The 16438-nt window shown below is 56.0% G+C and carries 16 protein-coding genes; 7 read left to right on the top strand and 9 right to left on the bottom strand.

Annotation, left to right across the window (positions count from 1 at the left end; all coding sequences use genetic code 11):
* Nucleotides 1–67: 67 nt before the first annotated feature.
* Nucleotides 68–862 (bottom strand): acetolactate decarboxylase, encoded by a 795-nt coding sequence (gene budA, locus QFX31_RS06185; protein ID WP_348531245.1) that lies wholly within the window; start codon nucleotides 860–862, stop codon nucleotides 68–70.
* A gap of 403 nt (nucleotides 863–1265) precedes the next feature.
* On the opposite strand from budA, the gene QFX31_RS06180 reads away from it, so the two are divergent.
* The 6 genes from QFX31_RS06180 to QFX31_RS06155 all read left to right on the top strand — a co-directional run bounded on the left by QFX31_RS06180 (nucleotide 1266) and on the right by QFX31_RS06155 (nucleotide 6643).
* The gene (locus QFX31_RS06180) at nucleotides 1266–1547 is read left to right on the top strand and encodes a glutaredoxin family protein (RefSeq protein ID WP_348531244.1); all 282 of its coding nucleotides are present in this window, start codon (nucleotides 1266–1268) and stop codon (nucleotides 1545–1547) included.
* On the top strand, nucleotides 1548–2036 hold the full coding sequence (locus tag QFX31_RS06175; protein WP_348531243.1) for a ferredoxin-thioredoxin reductase catalytic domain-containing protein: 489 nt from the start codon (nucleotides 1548–1550) through the stop codon (nucleotides 2034–2036). It abuts the gene before it with no gap.
* Nucleotides 2037–2141: 105 nt separating this feature from the next.
* Nucleotides 2142–2480: an SHOCT domain-containing protein gene (locus QFX31_RS06170; RefSeq protein ID WP_348531242.1), complete on the top strand. Its 339-nt coding sequence runs from the start codon at nucleotides 2142–2144 to the stop codon at nucleotides 2478–2480.
* Complete coding sequence (locus QFX31_RS06165) at nucleotides 2477–4888, top strand: heavy metal translocating P-type ATPase (protein WP_348531241.1); 2412 nt, start codon at nucleotides 2477–2479, stop codon at nucleotides 4886–4888. Before QFX31_RS06170 ends, QFX31_RS06165 begins: the two co-directional genes overlap by 4 nt.
* 15 nt (nucleotides 4889–4903) lie before the next feature.
* On the top strand, nucleotides 4904–5047 hold the full coding sequence (locus QFX31_RS06160; protein WP_348531240.1) for a YHS domain-containing protein: 144 nt from the start codon (nucleotides 4904–4906) through the stop codon (nucleotides 5045–5047).
* A gap of 210 nt (nucleotides 5048–5257) precedes the next feature.
* On the top strand, nucleotides 5258–6643 hold the full coding sequence (locus tag QFX31_RS06155; protein ID WP_348531239.1) for a dihydrolipoyl dehydrogenase: 1386 nt from the start codon (nucleotides 5258–5260) through the stop codon (nucleotides 6641–6643).
* A 218-nt stretch (nucleotides 6644–6861) separates the two neighbouring features.
* Here QFX31_RS06155 and QFX31_RS06150 read toward each other — a convergent pair whose 3' ends face one another.
* From QFX31_RS06150 to trpD, 7 genes are all read right to left on the bottom strand, one after another.
* Nucleotides 6862–7113 (bottom strand): winged helix-turn-helix domain-containing protein, encoded by a 252-nt coding sequence (locus tag QFX31_RS06150; protein ID WP_348531265.1) that lies wholly within the window; start codon nucleotides 7111–7113, stop codon nucleotides 6862–6864.
* A 355-nt stretch (nucleotides 7114–7468) separates the two neighbouring features.
* A complete protein-coding gene (locus tag QFX31_RS06145) occupies nucleotides 7469–8545 on the bottom strand; it encodes an FAD-dependent oxidoreductase (protein WP_348531238.1) in 1077 nt (358 codons plus the stop codon).
* 284 nt (nucleotides 8546–8829) lie between these two features.
* Nucleotides 8830–9576, bottom strand: a complete 747-nt coding sequence (locus tag QFX31_RS06140; protein ID WP_348531237.1) for an indole-3-glycerol-phosphate synthase — start codon at nucleotides 9574–9576, stop codon at nucleotides 8830–8832.
* Entirely contained in the window at nucleotides 9506–10153 is a 648-nt protein-coding gene (locus QFX31_RS06135; RefSeq protein WP_348531236.1) for an aminodeoxychorismate/anthranilate synthase component II, read from the bottom strand. Before QFX31_RS06135 ends, QFX31_RS06140 begins: the two co-directional genes overlap by 71 nt.
* Nucleotides 10150–11583, bottom strand: a complete 1434-nt coding sequence (gene trpE, locus QFX31_RS06130; protein ID WP_348531264.1) for an anthranilate synthase component I — start codon at nucleotides 11581–11583, stop codon at nucleotides 10150–10152. Before trpE ends, QFX31_RS06135 begins: the two co-directional genes overlap by 4 nt.
* Nucleotides 11583–12209, bottom strand: coding sequence for a phosphoribosylanthranilate isomerase (locus tag QFX31_RS06125; RefSeq protein WP_348531235.1), 627 nt, complete (start codon nucleotides 12207–12209; stop codon nucleotides 11583–11585). The genes trpE and QFX31_RS06125 overlap by 1 nt, the downstream gene beginning before the upstream one ends.
* Nucleotides 12210–12234: 25 nt before the next feature.
* Complete coding sequence (gene trpD / locus QFX31_RS06120) at nucleotides 12235–13269, bottom strand: anthranilate phosphoribosyltransferase (RefSeq protein WP_348531234.1); 1035 nt, start codon at nucleotides 13267–13269, stop codon at nucleotides 12235–12237.
* Nucleotides 13270–13778: 509 nt separating this feature from the next.
* Here trpD and QFX31_RS06115 point away from each other — a divergent pair.
* Entirely contained in the window at nucleotides 13779–15575 is a 1797-nt protein-coding gene (locus QFX31_RS06115; protein ID WP_348531233.1) for a YgiQ family radical SAM protein, read from the top strand.
* Here QFX31_RS06115 and QFX31_RS06110 read toward each other — a convergent pair.
* Nucleotides 15565–16425 carry a hypothetical protein gene (locus QFX31_RS06110; RefSeq protein WP_348531232.1) on the bottom strand — a complete coding sequence of 287 codons (861 nt, stop codon included), beginning with the start codon at nucleotides 16423–16425 and terminating at the stop codon, nucleotides 15565–15567. The two genes, QFX31_RS06115 and QFX31_RS06110, sit on opposite strands and share 11 nt — an antisense overlap.
* Nucleotides 16426–16438: the final 13 nt, after the last annotated feature.

Raw genomic sequence — 16438 nt, 5'->3', positions numbered from 1 at the left:
ACGTCTACAGATATCGATTCCGGTTTATTCTCCATGCATTCCTGAAATCGTCTCTGCTTGCGTATTTTCATGACTTATCCAACACAGCACCGCCGCTCTCAACAGCCTCCAGCTCTCCTGCATCCCCTCTCCCAAGATCTGCTGTTTGGAACCCCTCATTATCCGGCAGGATCATCATGAAGCTATCCGTGTAGTCGATGCATGCGCTTCCATTCATCAACTGGAAATCGAGCAGATGGCCGCCAGATGTTCTCTCATCGTTTATGAAGTGAAGGTGGTAGCCTGGAACGTTCAGCCCGCTCGCGTATGAGGGTGTCCAGAATCCGACGACTGTGCCGCTCTGGTTGTAAAGCTCGAAGATGCTCTGATTCATGACAGCAACCGTGAGATTCGGATATGGTTTGGATTGAGCAGGCACGCTTCTGGTTCTTATATGGCTGAACGTCCCATCGATCCTGATCGCGTAGAATATGTTCCTCGTCGGCCGCAGCTCATCCAGGTAACTCTCCACCTCACTCAGGTTTGAGCTGTTGAGCGCAATCTCCTCATCTACATCAAAGAATGTGACATCCGCGAATGGTGTGAGAATGGAATCGTTGACCTCATGTACAGAGCCATCAGCCATCACCTTATAAAAATGACCATCAAGCCCGACCATCTCGCCATCGAGCGCATCGAACGTGCCGAGTCCGAAGTCCCCGTGTTCCCTCAGCTCTCCAAACGACATCGCTCCATCGAAAGCACCATCCATGAGCGCGGATATCGTGGAGACCTGGAAGAGCACATCATCAGAACCGGAAGAGCAGACGATCTGCATGCCCATGATGAGCGCTATTGCAACTGCATAGACAAAATGCTTCATGATACCCCGCCGGCGCAGAAGCTCCACTCTGGACGAAAGAGGCATGCTCCTGCACCGTTTTCATTCTTTGCAGCTGATCCCTCGCTGCACAGGGTATCTGATAGGATGTACTATAAAAGCCATTCATTCGAGCAGCACCACCACGGCATTTTCAGCTCTCATCACTGCTAACCACACGGCCTGAAAGAAGCGATCGAGATGAATCAAAGTGCAGGAAGCCCGCAACCATACAGGGAAGTTACCAAGATGCGAAGTCCCATGGAGTGCTTTTATATGCCAGCAGGTCCAACAGTTGATGTAAATCTCAAGATGTGCACATTTACCAGGATGCACACCCACCAGCGGAATCTGGCTGGGTGCATGCCGGGGCAATCACGTATGCAGATCAGGTGGAGGTATACGGTTGGGAAAGGTACATGTCGATGGGCGTGATGCTGGTGGTGTAACTCTGTATGCGCTGAGCACATGCATGTGGTGCAAAAAGACCAGGGATCTTCTCTCCAAGCTGGGCGTCGGCTACGATTACGTTTATGTGGATCTGACGAGCGGCGCTGAGCGGGCGGAGCTGATCGATGAGCTCAGGAGATTCAATCCGGATCTCACGTTTCCGACCCTCGTTGCAAACGGCAGGGTGATCGTCGGATACAGGGAGAAGGAGATAAAGAGCGCTCTGGGGGTATCGTGAGTGGTCAGCGATGAGGATGTGGAGCAACTGTATCAGAGACTCAAAGAGGATGCCGAATCTGCGGGGTATCATCTCAACCCTGACAGATCGTTCGTCATGGGGATCGTTCGCGGCCTACTCACGAATGAGGAGCGCTTCGGATACATGGCATGCCCCTGCAGGCTCCCCTCAGGGGTCAGGGAGCAGGATCTCGACATAATCTGCCCCTGCGACTACAGGGATCAGGATCTCACGGAGTACGGTGCGTGCTACTGCGCTCTTTACGTCTCTGAGCGCGTCGCAAGGGGTGAGGCTGAGCTGAGGCCGGTGCCTGAGAGGCGTGGATCCAAGCCAGGGCCATCTCCTGAGAAACAGGTCGTCGACCTCACAAAGCTCTCAAAGCCTGTATGGAGGTGCAGGGTCTGCGGGTATCTCTGCGCCAGAGACGAGCCCCCGGAGGTCTGCCCGATATGCAAGGCCTCCCGGGAGAGGTTCGAGAGGTTCATGTGATGGAGAGTACCGGGGCGCAGACTCCGGTCTTCAGGCCAGACAGGAGTTCGCTGTGCTTTGCAGCTCTTGCATCGCCGGAGGGCGCAGTTTCCGGTGTGGGGCATCATGATATCGTATCATATGATGGACTGGGGGCCCATGTGGTGGGGCACATGGGGTGTGTTTCCCTTAATATGGATGCTCGGCTACTGGCTGGTGTTCCTCGTCATAGCGTATCTGGTCTACAGGGATGCAGAATCGAGGGACATGAACGGCCTGCTGTGGGCGCTTCTCGTCGTGCTCCCGTGGATCGGAATACTCTTTCTCATCATGTACCTGCTTAAGAGAGATGAGATCCCAAGCAGAAGCGCGGAGTCGATCCTGGATGAGAGGTATGCGAGGGGAGAGCTCTCGAGGGATGAGTACCTCAGGATGAAAGAGGATCTCAGACGGGGAAGAGGATGAAGAAAAGGGCAGAGATCAGGATCTCCGGAATGACATGCGCCACATGCGCATCGACGATAGAGAGCGCTCTGAGGGATAAGGGCGTCGAGAGCGCCAGCGTGAACCTGGGCAGTGAGACAGCTCAAGTTGAGTATGATCCATCCAGGCTTAAGCTCTCTGAGCTGGAGAGTGCGATCAGGGATGCAGGGTATGATGTGATCAATGAAAGAGCAACCGTGAAGGTGGGAGGGATGGTCTGCGCCACATGCGAATCAACGGTCGCAGATGCGATCCGCGAGATCGATGGCGTCTCCGATGTCACTGTGAATCTGAGCACAGAGAAGGCATACGTCACCTACAATCCCAAAGTCGTCAGCCTGGAGGATATAAGGAGAGCAGTAGAGGATGCTGGATACCAGTACCTTGGCGTGGTTGGCGAGGAGTCCGAGAGCCTGGAGGTGGAGATCAGGGCCAGGGATCTCCGGGAGAGGATGCGGAAGATAATCGTCGGATTCGGGGCGAGCGCTCTGCTGATGTTGCTCATGTACCTCGCGCCGATGACGCACACCATGAGCATAGTGATGATGTGCGTGGCGACCCCTGCCTTCGTGTACGTGAGCAGCGGTATATTCAGGGCGGCTCACAGGGCGCTCAGGAACAGAAACCTGAACATGGACGTCATGTACTCTATGGGCACCGGTGTGGCGTTCGTTTCCAGCGTCCTCAGCACATTAGGCGTGCTCTCCCACGATTTCATCTTCTATGAGACCGCTGTGATGCTGGCGTCCTTCCTCAACCTGGGCAGGTACCTGGAGACCCGGGCGAAATGGAGGACATCAGATGCGATCAAGAAGCTTGCAGCGCTGCAGCCTAGGACCGCGACCCTGATAGTCAGCGGCAGTGAGAGGGAGATACCCGCGGAGATGATAAAGCCGGGGGATGTAATCCTGATAAGGCCCGGTGAGAGGGTACCGGCTGATGGCGAGGTAATTGAGGGAGAAGGGTACGTTGACGAGTCGATGATATCCGGAGAGCCTGTTCCTGTTCTTAAAAAGCCAGGATCACAGGTGACCGGAGGCACGCTGAACAAGAACGCAGCTCTGAAGATGCGCGCCATGCGCGTCGGAAGGGAGACATTCCTGGCGCAGATAATCGATCTCGTCGATAAAGCGCAGGGATCGAGGCCGGAGATTCAAAGGCTCGCAGACAGAGTCGTGAGCGTGTTCATACCCGTGGTTCTTTCGATCGCGATGCTCTCATTTCTGGCATGGTATTTTCTGGGTCGATCGTATATGCCTGAGGAGAGGGTCCTCATGTTCGCAACCTCCTCCATGATCTCTGTCCTCGTTGTGGCATGTCCATGCGCGCTCGGCCTTGCCACACCAACCGCGGTGACCGTCGGGATCGGGAGAGGTGCGGAGCTGGGAATACTCATCAAGAGCGGTGAGGCGCTTGAGGTCTCAGACAGGCTCACAACGGTGATATTCGATAAGACAGGAACGCTCACAGTCGGGAGACCTGAGGTCACTGAGACCGTGGGCGATGAGCTGAGCATCCTCAGGCTGGCGGCAGGCGTCGAGAGCAGATCCGAGCATCCCCTCGGCGAGGCGATCGTGCGCATGGCTGTCTCTAAAGGTGTCAAAATACCAGAGGTGCGGGACTTCTACGCATTTCCCGGCATGGGTGTTGTCGGTATTGTGGACGGCGTGGAGGTTGCTGTGGGAAACAGATCCTTCATCTCGGAGCGCGGAACCAGGATACCTGATGGTATGCTGGAGAGATCTCGAGCGCTTGAGGAGATGGGACGGACAGTGCTCTTCGTCTCCGTCGCCGGCGCTGCAGCAGGAGCTTTCGCGATATCAGACGCGATCAAGGACTCAGCAAGACCCGCGGTGCAGAAGCTGAAGGGCATGGGGCTTGATGTCGTCATGATAACAGGGGACAACATCCGCTCCGCGAGATCTGTGGCAGAGCAGATCGGTATCGGGGAGGTTCATGCAGAGGTGCTCCCCCAGGAGAAGGCATCTGAGGTCAGGAAGCTCCAGCAGGCAGGCAGGACGGTCGCATTTGTCGGCGACGGCATAAACGACGCGCCTGCCCTCGCACAGGCTGACCTGGGGATAGCGATCGGATCAGGGACAGATGTCGCCATAGAGGCCGGAGAGATCGTTCTGATAAGAGATGACCTCATGGATGTTGTGAGAGGCATACAGCTGAGCAGAAAGGTGATGTCCAGGATAAAGCAGAACATATTCTGGGCGTTTGCTTACAACACAGCCCTGATACCGGTCGCAGCAGGTGCTCTGTATCCGGGATTCGGTATAATGTTCAGGCCGGAGCTGGCCGGTCTCGCGATGGCGCTCTCCTCTGTCACGGTCGTCTCGCTCTCGCTGATGCTCAAAAGGTATATACCAGATGCGCAAAAATAATTAAGAGGGTTCAAGATGGCGATAGATCCTGTGTGCAAGATGGAGGTCGACGAGAGGACTGCGAAGTTTGTAAGCGAGTACAAGGGCAGGAAGTACTACTTCTGCGCCCCTGGCTGCAAAAAGGCGTTCGATAAGGAGCCGGAGAAGTATCTGAGATGATGGATCTAAGCTGGGCGGAGAACCGATCGATGTTCCGGGTTTTGTACACATTATCTCAGCTGTGAGATTCTGAACTGCAGCAGGCGATCGCTGGCTCGAAATAGCGGGCTCTCAGGAAGCAGTCAGCATGAAAGCGGCATTGCGTCTTAGCACATTGATGCTAGCATACAGCCTGCGCCCCGCAGCATTATATCTCCAGGAAGGTGCTTTATGGATAAATACGATGTCATAGTTATCGGATCCGGAGCCGGGCTAATAGTCGCGCAGAGGGCTGTTTTTGAGGGCCTCAGGGTGGCTCTGGTCGAGCACGGCCCTCTCGGCGGGACATGCCTCAACACCGGATGCATACCCTCCAAGATGCTGATACATCCAGCTGATATTGTGAGGGTGATAGAGGACGGCGGCAGGCTGGGGATAAAGGCCCACGTCGACTCGATAGATTTTGAATTCATAATGAAAAGGATGAGGGATCTGATCGAGACAGAGCGGGGGGAGATGGAGAAGGCGATCGGGGAGGAGGAGCTCCTGCACTGGTACCGCAGCACCGGCGTTTTTGTCGGCGATCACGTCATCAGGGTGGGAGATGACGAGATAACTGCTCCCTGGATCGTCATCGGAGCCGGTGCAAGAACACTTGTTCCACCTGTGGCAGGTCTCAGCGAGGCGGGATACCTGGATAACGTATCCGTTTTCTCATTAGAGCGACCGCCGGAAAGCCTGATCATCCTCGGCGGGGGATACATCGCATGCGAGTTCGGGCACTTCTTCTCTGCGATGGGAACCGATGTCACCATCGTGGGGCGCAACCCCAGGCTTCTGAAATCAGAGGACCATGAGATATCGGATATGGCGCTCAGGGCGCTATCAAGGCACATGCGGATCCACACGAACATGGAGGCGATACGTGTGGACCTGGAGGACGGAAAGAAGGTGGTGACTGCGATCGACAGATCCGGAGGAGAGACCTTGAGCTTCAGGGGTGATGAGATCCTCCTCGCAGCCGGGAGGCGTCCGAACACCGATATGCTCCATCCGGAGAAGACCGGAGTTGAGATGGACAGAGCCGGCTGGATAAGGGTTAATGAGCATCTGGAGACCACAGCTCCAGGGATCTGGGCCCTGGGAGACGTCATCGGGAAGCACATGTTCAGGCACACCGCAAACTATGAGGCATCTATAGTGGCCCACAACCTCATCAGCGCTGCCAGAGGGGAAAAGGAGAAGGCGAAGGTGGATTACCATGCGGTGCCACATGCCATCTTCACATATCCCCAGATCGCAGGCGTCGGAATGACCGAGGAGCAGGCTAGAGCCAGTGGATACGATATCCTTGTCGGGCGCGCGCGCTACAAACAGACAGCCATGGGATATGCTATGGATGAGGACGGCATGGCCAAGGCGATAGTCGATGCGAGGAGCGGGCGGATCCTTGGATTCCACGTCATAGGATCATCTGCGCCCGAGCTCGTGCAGCAGGTCACCTATCTGATGAACGCTGAGAACCAGGATGTCACGCCGATGGCAAGATCGCAGGTTATTCATCCAGCGATAAGCGAGGTTGTGGCCAGGGCCTTCGGGAACCTGCAAGGCAGCTGAGGAACATCCTATATATTATTTCTGCACCACAGGCGCACGCAGCTGGAGTGCTCTTTTAGGCTCTCTTTCCATTCTGCAACTTTTCCGCTGGAGCGTTGGTTCGGCCTCTGAGCCGAGGAGCTATGAATGTGTTCAGCAACGGCTGCAAAACAAGATGAGCGGTTACATATGCCTCTGGGACAAGCCAGACGCCTTAGAATGAGGATATGAGGGCACTCTTACTGACCGAGCTCCAGATATATGCTCCTGCACGTCTCGAGCATTTTGATGCCCTCTTCTGTGGTCACATACTCATTTCCCTGACCCTTCCTGACATGAAGAAGGCCTTTTTTTGTGAGTGCATCAAGATAAGAGTTCAGCATCTTGAAGTTCAGGTTCGCGTTGTACACTATCTTCGTCTTGTTGGCCCCATCAATGCATATCTCCAGTATATCTGACATGATCTGCGCTTTGCTGCGTCTGGACGGCATATTGGATGCACCTCTCAACCGCACAACAAGACCTTGCTGCCTCCTGGCAATATTGTTCTTCCTGGAGAGATATAAGGTTTGCCGGTCAAGCTTGCCGCTGTTTAGTCCTGAAACCTTTGACCTTATATACCCGGCGTGGCTCATGGAGCCGAATCGTCGGATATGCGAACTCTGGTAAATCCAATCAATGGCAGTAGGCTCTCTCTACGAGATTACCGGTCCGCTGAATCAGCGGGATGAGCCGGCAGCGTTTCAGAAATCATTTGCAGGTTGTGGGCTCGAATACAGGAGTCGGCTTTGGCATCTCAGGAACCTGAGCGTCAAAAGCTGTTGATCTCAATGATGCAAGCATCTGTTACTTGTACCTGCTGACTATCGATTTATCGATCCAGATCTTAACAGCTCTCAGAAGCCTTGCTGGGATTGTTATGCAGGTTCTCCCGTATACTCCCACGGCCCTGCCGCAGCCTGTGGATATCAGGGCGATTGGGTTCTCGGTGCATGCGAGTATCGAGTACTGCGCCAGCGGCTTCCTCCTTATAATCCTTTTCAGGTTCTCTGCCATGTGCTTAGCCTGCCTCTCAGCCTCTATGCCCGTCTTTGTCGCAAGCTTCTGATCGATCTCGACCCAGGCGCAGTCCCCGATCGCGAAGATATCATCCTGAACGCGCAGGTAGGAGTCTGCCAGAAGCCAGCCGCGCTTCTTCGGAAGCCGGAGGTTTTCAGCGAACTGAGTCGGCTTTATGCCCGTCGTCCATATGGTCATATCGCAGTCCAGTGTTGTGCCATCCGCGAAGGTTATGCTGTCCCTCTCTATCTCAGAGACCTGAGTGGATGTGAGTATGCTCACGCCCCTCTCGAAGAGCATCCTCTCCACCAGCCTGGAGATCCTCTCGGGGAACTGGGGGAGTATCCGGTCCTGCATCTCCACTATGTATATGTTTGACTCCAGGGAATCGGCGAGGACTGATGCGACCTCCACGCCGGTGAGGCCAGAGCCGACGACCATTATCCTGTCCGGGCTCTCGCGCTCTATGAACTCCCGGGCGTGCAGTGTACCCTCAAATGTGTTCACAGAAAACGCATTCTCCGAGCCCTTCACGCCGTAAAAGTTCTGCTCTGCCCCCACGGCTATCACGAGAATATCATATTCAACCCGCGACCTCTGGCAGACGACAGCTCCGTCATCGAGCCCAAGCGCGCGCTCGCTGATGTGCAGGGCGCCGGTGCGCTCGCAGAAGTCGTCCAGCGGTGCTATCATATCGTCGATGCCGACCAGACCCGCGAGGTAATCAGGATACAAAGCCTGGCACTCGATCTGGTGCTTCGGCTCTATGAGCGATATATCCAGGTCTGCATTTGCGAGCAGCCTGATCAGCTCCGCTCCAGCTATTCCGCCTCCAACTATCACAAGTCTGGGGGAGCTCCGCATGGCCTCTCACTACGCACCAGCTGCGCTTAAAAATCCTTTGGCCACGCTTCACTCTCCGGCCACAGCCCTTCAGCCGTCACAAAGGCATCACCGCTTTTGTTCAGCGGCCTGAACGGCATGCTCCTGGCCTCAAAGCGCACATTCATCCGTCATGGCGCATAGCAGGACTGGGCCTCTGAAGCCAAATCAGGATGAATCCCTCTCTAAGGGGGTCTTCTTCCTGCTTTTCCTAACATCCGATTGCCTGCCCATCCTTGATAGTGGCAGGACGCAAACTCCGGTCTTCATGCCGGAGAGGAGTTCGCTCCAGTTATCTCCCCAAGCAGAGCGGGGTTTTTCATTATCGATGTCCCGATCAGTATCGCATCAGCGCCTGCGCTCATCATTCTCAGCGCATCCTCTCTCGATCTCACCCCGCTCTCGGCGACGGTGAAGAGGCCGATATCTCTAGCAAGAGGACCGAGAGCCTCGAACCTTCTCAGATCCACCTCGAGGGTTCTGAGATCCCTGTTGTTTATTCCAACTATCGTGGCGCCGGCATCTGCGGCTCTATCAAGCTCATGCTCATCATGAACCTCGATAAGAGGCTCCATTCCAGCTGCCCTGACATCCTCCATGAGATCCTCGATATCCGCTATGGATGCTATCAGGAGGACGAGATCAGCCTCAGCCTCGCGGATCTGCTTTCTGTCTATGATGAAGTCCTTCCTGAGGACTGGAATGGATGTGGAGGTTCTGGCCTCCTCAAGGGATGATATAGAGCCGAGGAAGTAAGTGGGCTCTGTGAGGACTGAGATGCCGCATGCGCCCATGCTCTCATAGAACCTTGCTATCCTTGCGGCCTCGCCATCTCTCAAAGTCCTGGATATCGCCCTCGGCTTTATCTCAGCTATCACAGGTATCAGGCCTCTGTCTCTTGCTGACATCGCAGAGCCTATGAGATCTCTGGATTCCAGGCGATCAAATGACTGTCTCACTCCAGCCATTCGCAGCTCTGTCGCGCTCAGTATTCCTTCTATGAGCGGATGCATCCTCCACCACCTCCACCCAGTTAGATATGATCTTCATGCCGCACGGAGTGAGAACAGACTCCGGATGGAACTGGAGCCCCTCTATGCTGAGATGCCTGTGCCTTATCCCCATCACCACCCCGTCATCGCTCACTGCAGATACCACAAGGTCAGGCGCCAGGGTCTTCACCGCCAGAGAGTGGTATCTACCTCCGATCAGCGGGGACTCTATGCCTCTGAAAACGCCCTGACCATCGTGTGTTATCCTGGAGACCTTCCCGTGCAACGGCCTTGTGTGGGATATGCTTCCCCCAAACGCGATGTTGATCGCCTGATGACCTAAACAGACGCCGAGCACCGGCACGCCTGATGATCCAAAATATCTTATTATCTCGATGCAGCTCCCTATGTCCCTGGGGTTCGCCGGATGCCCGGGGCCTGGAGATATCACGATTCCCGCCGGATCCATATCCCTCGCCTCCCTCAGTGATATCCGGTTCGGGACGACCAGTGTCTCCGGGTAGAGCTGCGATACGTAATCCACTAGGTTCCACACGAACGAGTCCTGGTTGTCCACGAAGAGGATCGTCCGGCTCAATCGATCACCCCCAGCGCCCGCTTCATCGCGCCCATCTTCCTCTCGGTCTCTGCCAGCTCCCTCTCCGGCTCAGAGTCCGCGACTATTCCAGCGCCGGCCTGCACCCTTGCGATTTTGTCTTTGAGTATGATGCTCCTGATGGCTATTGCGAAGTCTGCGCTTCCATCAGCTGAGAAGTAGCCGATGCCTCCCCCGTAGATCCCCCTGGGTTCTTTCTCAAGTTCATCGATGATCTCCATGGCTCTCATCTTCGGCGCACCTGAGAGGGTTCCTGCCGGAAACACCGCGCGCGCTGCATCAAACTGATCGCACTCCTCTCTCAGCACACCCGAGACGGTGGTCTCTATGTGCTGAACGTGAGAGTATCTCAAGACCGACATGAAATCCTCCACCTTTACACTTCCCGCTCTGCAGACGCTCCTCACGTCATTCCTCCCCAGATCCACAAGCATCACATGCTCGGCCCTCTCCTTCTCATCGTTCAGCATCGCTCTCGCCAGGGCCTCGTCCTCCTCAGGGGTTCTGCCTCTCGGGCATGTGCCTGCAATCGGATTGACCCTCAGGGTTCCGGCGTATGTGTTGAAGAGCGTCTCAGGAGATGCGCCCACGATTGCGAGGTCTCTGAACTCGAAGAGGTATGTGTACGGGCTCGGGTTGATCCTCCGGAGGTTCCTGTAGAGCGCTATGGTATCCCTGCATTCGACATCTGTGGACCGGGCGAGCACCACCTGGAAGATATCGCCATCGATTATGTGCCTCTTTGCGGCCACGACCGCCTCCATGTATTCCTCGGGATCCCCGGAACGTACCACCCTCCCGCGGAGCTCAGAATTCTCAGGGTACTCATCCACGCCCTCGATCCTCTCGATCAGATCTGTCTTCGCGCCGGGAAGCATTGGAACGACCGCGAAGTAGACCCTTCTCATGAGGTGATCGAAGATGAAGGTGCTCTCGACTATCGCGAACTGCGCATCAGGAGTGCTGGACGTGGACGCTCTCCCGAGCCGCTCCTTGACCATATCATATGCAATATATCCGATGCCGCCCCCGAGGAAGACCTGCCTGCCGAAGAAGTTCCTCTCATCCGATCTCGGGCACGGTATTGCAGCTCTCAAGGCATCGAACATATCGAACTCCGGAAGCAGCCGTCCTTTTATCCCGTGGCTTGACTCCTCGATCTCCGCGCATCCCGAGAGCCTCTGGCTGAGAAACTCCTCCCCGCCGTTGAATACCTCCACCTCTATCTCCCGGTTCTTCAATATCACAACCGCGGAGGGATCTGCGCCGACGAACGAGAACCTGGCCCTCTGGCCGGATTTCTCCACAGATTCCAGGAGATACGGATACCGCCGATCTCTCAGGGAGAGGTAGAGCGAGAGCGGCGCATCCACGCTGATCTTGTCTGTGACGTCGATGAGAACCGGATACATCACTGGCAGGATCTCACCCTCCTCACGAACTCATCGATCTTCGCAGGATCCTTCCGCCCATCGGTCTCGACGCCGCTTGAGACGTCGACAGCATACGGCTTCACCGCATCAATCGCGTTAACGATGTTCTCTGGCCTCAGACCTCCTGCAAGTATCAGTGGAGCGTGGAGACTCGACTTCATTCTAGCTGTAACAGACCAGTCGTGCGTCCTGCCGGATCCTCCCAAACCAGAGGAGACCGGCGTGTCGACGAGAACCGCATCGGCGACCCTGCTCACCTCCACAGCTCTTTCGGATCCGGGAGGCACTGCGACGATGATCCTCTGAGGAACGCGTCTTCTGAGCTCCCTTATCTCATCAGGAGATAGCTCGCCGTGGATCTGAAGCGCATCGCTCTCGAGATGACCTGCGAGCCTGACAGCCTCGTCTACGCCAGATGGCTCCACAACGGCGACGCTCGCTGTGAAGGGCGGAACCATTCTGATAAGCCCTCTGGCCTCATCCACAGAGAGGCGATGCCTGGAGCGCTCTATCTCCACTATGAATCCGACAGCATCTGCGCCTGCCCTCAGCGCGCATCTCAGCTCGTATTCATCTGTAAGCCCGCAGATCTTGATCCTGGTCATCGAAGATCACCGAGAAGCTGGGGGATCACAGGAATCTCCTGAGCCTTGCGGGATCCCCATTCTCCTCGACCAGCGCCTTCAGGGTCTCCAGCGCGCTCCCCGAGCTTATGGCGCCCTCGGCGATCGCGCATCCCTCTCTGAGGGTGGATGCCATTCCCGAGATGTACACGGCAGCGCCTGCGTTCATCGCCACCAGATCCCTCGCCCTGCTCTTCTCCCCCCTGAGTATCCTCACGAGACGCTCCGCGTTCTCATCGGGAGTCCCTCCGGCGATCTCATTCAGATCTGCAAGCGGGTATCCGAGATCCCGGGGATCTACAACGTAGTTTCTCACCGCCCCATCGCGGAGCTCTGAGACGAAGGTTGTGCCAGTGTTGGATATCTCATCGAGACCGCTGCCGTGCACAACCATCGCCCGTTTCGTTCCGAGGAGGCCCAACACATTTGCGAGCTTCTCGCAGAGCGCTGGAGAGTAGACCCCCACGACCTGCGCCTCCGCACCTGCTGGATTTGTGAGTGGCCCGAGAACGTTGAAAACAGTCCTGATCCCCATCTCCCTCCTCACATGAGCGACACGCTTCATCGCCGGATGGAAGAGCGGGGCGAGCATGAACCCGATCCCGAGAGACTCTATGATGCTCTCCACCCTGTCCGGAGGACAGGAGATGTTTACGCCCAGAGCCTCGAGGACGTTGGCGCTCCCGCATCGCGAGCTCACAGCGTAGTTCCCGTGCTTCGCGACCGGCACGCCGCACGCAGCGGCAACTATCGCGGCTGCTGTGCTCACATTTATCGTGTTCATGCTGTCCCCGCCTGTCCCGCATGTATCCACCAGTGTACCGGAGACCCTCGGCCTTATCCGAATCGCGGACTCGCGCATCCTCTTTGCCATGCCCGCGAGCTCCTCAGCAGTCTCCCCCTTCATCCTGAGGGCGGTGAGAGCCGAGGCGATCTGTGCGTCAGTGGCGCCGTCGAAGAACGCGCCCAGCATGGATTCAGCCTCCGCCATGGTGAGATTCTGCCCCTCAATCAGCCTCGCAAGATAGTTCAACAGGATCACCTTTATGTAGATTAATGTACTTTGATGACTAAATTAGTACATCATATATAAGATTTGTGTATGAATGATCAAAATGTTGCTGGGCGTTCGCCCTCTGAGAATCTGCGATTCATAAGGCCCTGCAGAGATAGTCGTAAGAAGCTGTGGTCGCGGGCTCGCATCACCGGACAGCATTTTAGGAGGCGACAGCAGAGGCAGCCGATTTTATGCAGGTTGAATCCGATCTGCTGTGAAGCATGCCGATTCTTTGAATTACAGCAAGTCTAATGCTGTCAAATCGCCGGAGGGGCGAACTTCGGTAACTCCTATCACCGATGGGCTCTGTCTCCGATATCATCTGCCGAGTCACCTGGATCAGCCTGCATCAACTTTATGCGCTGCTTAAGCGGCATTCACCTGCACAGCAGATCACGAATTCTGCAAGACCACCTGCTGTTGATATCAATGAATGGAACAGACGGCCCTGCTGTGGCCCAGCTTTTTAAACCCGGCTGATGCTCTGTTATGTGATGGTGGAGCAGCCGGTGTACCTGCCGATCTCCAGGAGAGAGCTGAAGGAGCTCGGCATAGATCAGCTCGATGTGATTTTGGTCACAGGCGATGCATACGTGGATCACCCATCTTTCGGAGCGGCTCTCATCGGCAGGGTTCTCTGGGACGCTGGATTCACTGTGGGAATCATACCGCAGCCTGACTGGAGGAGGGCGGATGATTTCAGGCGCCTCGGCGAGCCCAGGCTCTTCTTCGGAGTGACTGCTGGAAACGTCGACTCGATGGTCAATGCCTTCACACCGAGTCTCAAGAGAAGAAGCAGTGATGTGTACTCTCCAGGGGGAGAGATCAGGAGGCCGGATCGAGCGACTCTGGTCTATGCTGACAGGCTCCACTCGATATTTCCGGGAAGGCCCGTGGTGATAGGCGGCATCGAGGCCAGCCTCCGGAGGTTTGCGCATTACGACTACTGGTCAGACTCTGTGAGGAGATCCATCCTTGCAGACGCTCCCGCAGATCTCCTCATCTTCGGTATGGGCGAGCTGGCAGTGGTTGAGATAGCATCCAGGCTGAATAGCGGGGAGAAGATCGACGAGATCAGGGACGTCAGGGGCACGGTCTTCAAGATGAGCGTCAGGGAGTGGAAGAGCTCGGGGCATGAGGAGTACACGGTTATACCTTCATTCGATGAGGTATCCTCGGACAAAAGAAAGTACGCAGAGGCGTTCAGGCTGCACTACATGGAGCAGGACCCGTTCAGGGGCAGAGCTGTTGTGCAGCCCCACCCGAAGACGGTCGTAGTCCAGAATCCTCCTGCAAGACCGTTAACAACAGATGAGCTAGACAGGATATATGAGCTGCCATACGCCAGAAGGGAGCATCCATCCTACAGAAAACCCGTGCCAGCGCTGGAGAGCGTCAGGTTCTCCATAACAAGCCACAGAGGATGCTTCGGGTCCTGCAGCTTCTGCGCGCTGACACACCATCAGGGGCGCATCGTGCAGTCCAGGAGCATCGAATCCATAATAAGAGAGGCGAGGAGGCTCGTTGAGATGCCCGGATTCAGGGGGGTGATACAGGATGTTGGAGGGCCGACTGCTGACATGTACGGCATGGTCTGTGCATTATGGAGTAAGGGCGGCTGTGGAAGGATCTGCACGCCGGAGTGCGAGAACATCGAGATCTCCCACAGAAGATACCTGGAGCTGCTGCGAAGGCTGAGGGAGATACCCGGCGTCAGGCATGTCTTCGTAAGCTCTGGAATACGCCACGATCTCGTGGTGAGAGATGAAAAGTATGGGGAGATCTTTCTGGAGGAGCTCTGCCGCGAGCACATATCCGGCCATCTCAAGATCGCGCCTGAGCACATCTCGGAGAGCGTGACGAGATGCATGCGCAAGCCGTCCGTGGAGGTCCTGGATGCGTTCATGGAGCGGTTCCATAGGATGGTGAGAAGATCCGGGAAGGAGGAGTACGTTCTGCCGTACCTGATGTCAGGCCATCCAGGGTGCACTGTTAAGGACATGATAGAGCTGGCTGAGTACATGCGAGATAATCACATAAGAGTCGAGCAGGTGCAGGATTTCACCCCCACGCCGATGACGGTATCCACAACAATGTACCACACAGGTCTCGATCCCTTCACCATGGAGCCTGTTCATGTTCCCAGGGGCAGGGAGAAGAGGATCCAGAGGGCCATGCTCCAGTACTGGCTTCCAGGGAATCGCAGGCTCGTCAGGGAGGGGTTGATCTCAGCGGGAAGATCCGATCTGATCGGGGATGGGCCGATGTGCCTGATACCATCTAGCCCTTAGACATCGGCACGTACTCGACCCCGGGGCGCCTTCTGCTTATGTCCATCCTGTATAGGGCCATGAGCTCGTAGACCTCCTGGGGGACATCGGTTCTGACGCGATCCCCCAGCAGCGCCTTCACATCCTCTGCGAGGAAGGGATGGTCATGGGTGTACTTCCCGGAGACCATCTCCTCGATGATCCTGTTGACGGTCTCCTCATCACACCCCGAGCAGACTATCCTGCGGAGCAGCGCCTTCATCTGCTCCACGGCCTTTCTCGCCTCCTCAGCCAGTATCAGCGTCTTGTCATCGATCTCGTCGATCTTTTTCTTCTCAAGGACCTTCAGTATCGATGTCGCCGGATATGCGCCCGTCTGGTCGCCAAGCTGCGGGTCAACGGGGCCGAGGGCAGCGTTCGGGTCCATGATTATCTCATCGACTGCAAGTGCGATCAGGGTTCCGCCGGACATCGCGTAGTGCGGTATTATAACGCTCGTCCTCGCAGGGTGGTTCTTCAGCGCCAGGGCGATCTGCGTCGCAGCAAGCGCTAGCCCTCCAGGAGTGTGGAGTATGATGTCGATGGGCACGTCCTTCGGAGCGCTGCGTATCGCCCTGAGGACCTCCTCGCTGTCATCGATGTCTATGTACCTTGCGAGAGGCAGCCCGAGAAAGCTTATGACCTCCTGCCTGTGTATCAGGGTTATCACAAGCGAGCCTCTCTTCTTTCCGAGCTTCACGAGGAGACGCTTCCTTGCTATCTGCAGGGCGTTCCTCTGGACCATCGGCACGAGAAAGAGAAGCAGGAAGAGAATTATCCAGAGGTTGCTGAGTATCTGCTCCACCGGAATCTGGGTATACACATTGTCCACGTGGTGGTATGGG

Source organism: Methanothrix sp., assembly GCF_030055635.1.
In the GTDB taxonomy this organism is placed as follows: Archaea; Halobacteriota; Methanosarcinia; order Methanotrichales; family Methanotrichaceae; genus Methanothrix_B.
This window is presented reverse-complemented; position numbering and strand designations above follow the sequence as displayed.

What these genes read in the sequence shown, in the direction of transcription:
- budA (WP_348531245.1), bottom strand. Translation starts at nt 862, where the DNA reads ATGAAGCATTTTGTCTATGCAGTTGCAATAGCGCTCATCATGGGCATG.
- QFX31_RS06170 (WP_348531242.1), top strand. Translation starts at nt 2,142, where the DNA reads ATGATATCGTATCATATGATGGACTGGGGGCCCATGTGGTGGGGCACA.
- QFX31_RS06165 (WP_348531241.1), top strand. Translation starts at nt 2,477, where the DNA reads ATGAAGAAAAGGGCAGAGATCAGGATCTCCGGAATGACATGCGCCACA.
- QFX31_RS06160 (WP_348531240.1), top strand. Translation starts at nt 4,904, where the DNA reads ATGGCGATAGATCCTGTGTGCAAGATGGAGGTCGACGAGAGGACTGCG.
- QFX31_RS06155 (WP_348531239.1), top strand. Translation starts at nt 5,258, where the DNA reads ATGGATAAATACGATGTCATAGTTATCGGATCCGGAGCCGGGCTAATA.
- QFX31_RS06150 (WP_348531265.1), bottom strand. Translation starts at nt 7,113, where the DNA reads ATGCCGTCCAGACGCAGCAAAGCGCAGATCATGTCAGATATACTGGAG.
- QFX31_RS06145 (WP_348531238.1), bottom strand. Translation starts at nt 8,545, where the DNA reads ATGCGGAGCTCCCCCAGACTTGTGATAGTTGGAGGCGGAATAGCTGGA.
- QFX31_RS06140 (WP_348531237.1), bottom strand. Translation starts at nt 9,576, where the DNA reads ATGCATCCGCTCATAGAAGGAATACTGAGCGCGACAGAGCTGCGAATG.
- trpE (WP_348531264.1), bottom strand. Translation starts at nt 11,583, where the DNA reads ATGTATCCGGTTCTCATCGACGTCACAGACAAGATCAGCGTGGATGCG.
- QFX31_RS06125 (WP_348531235.1), bottom strand. Translation starts at nt 12,209, where the DNA reads ATGACCAGGATCAAGATCTGCGGGCTTACAGATGAATACGAGCTGAGA.
- QFX31_RS06115 (WP_348531233.1), top strand. Translation starts at nt 13,779, where the DNA reads ATGGTGGAGCAGCCGGTGTACCTGCCGATCTCCAGGAGAGAGCTGAAG.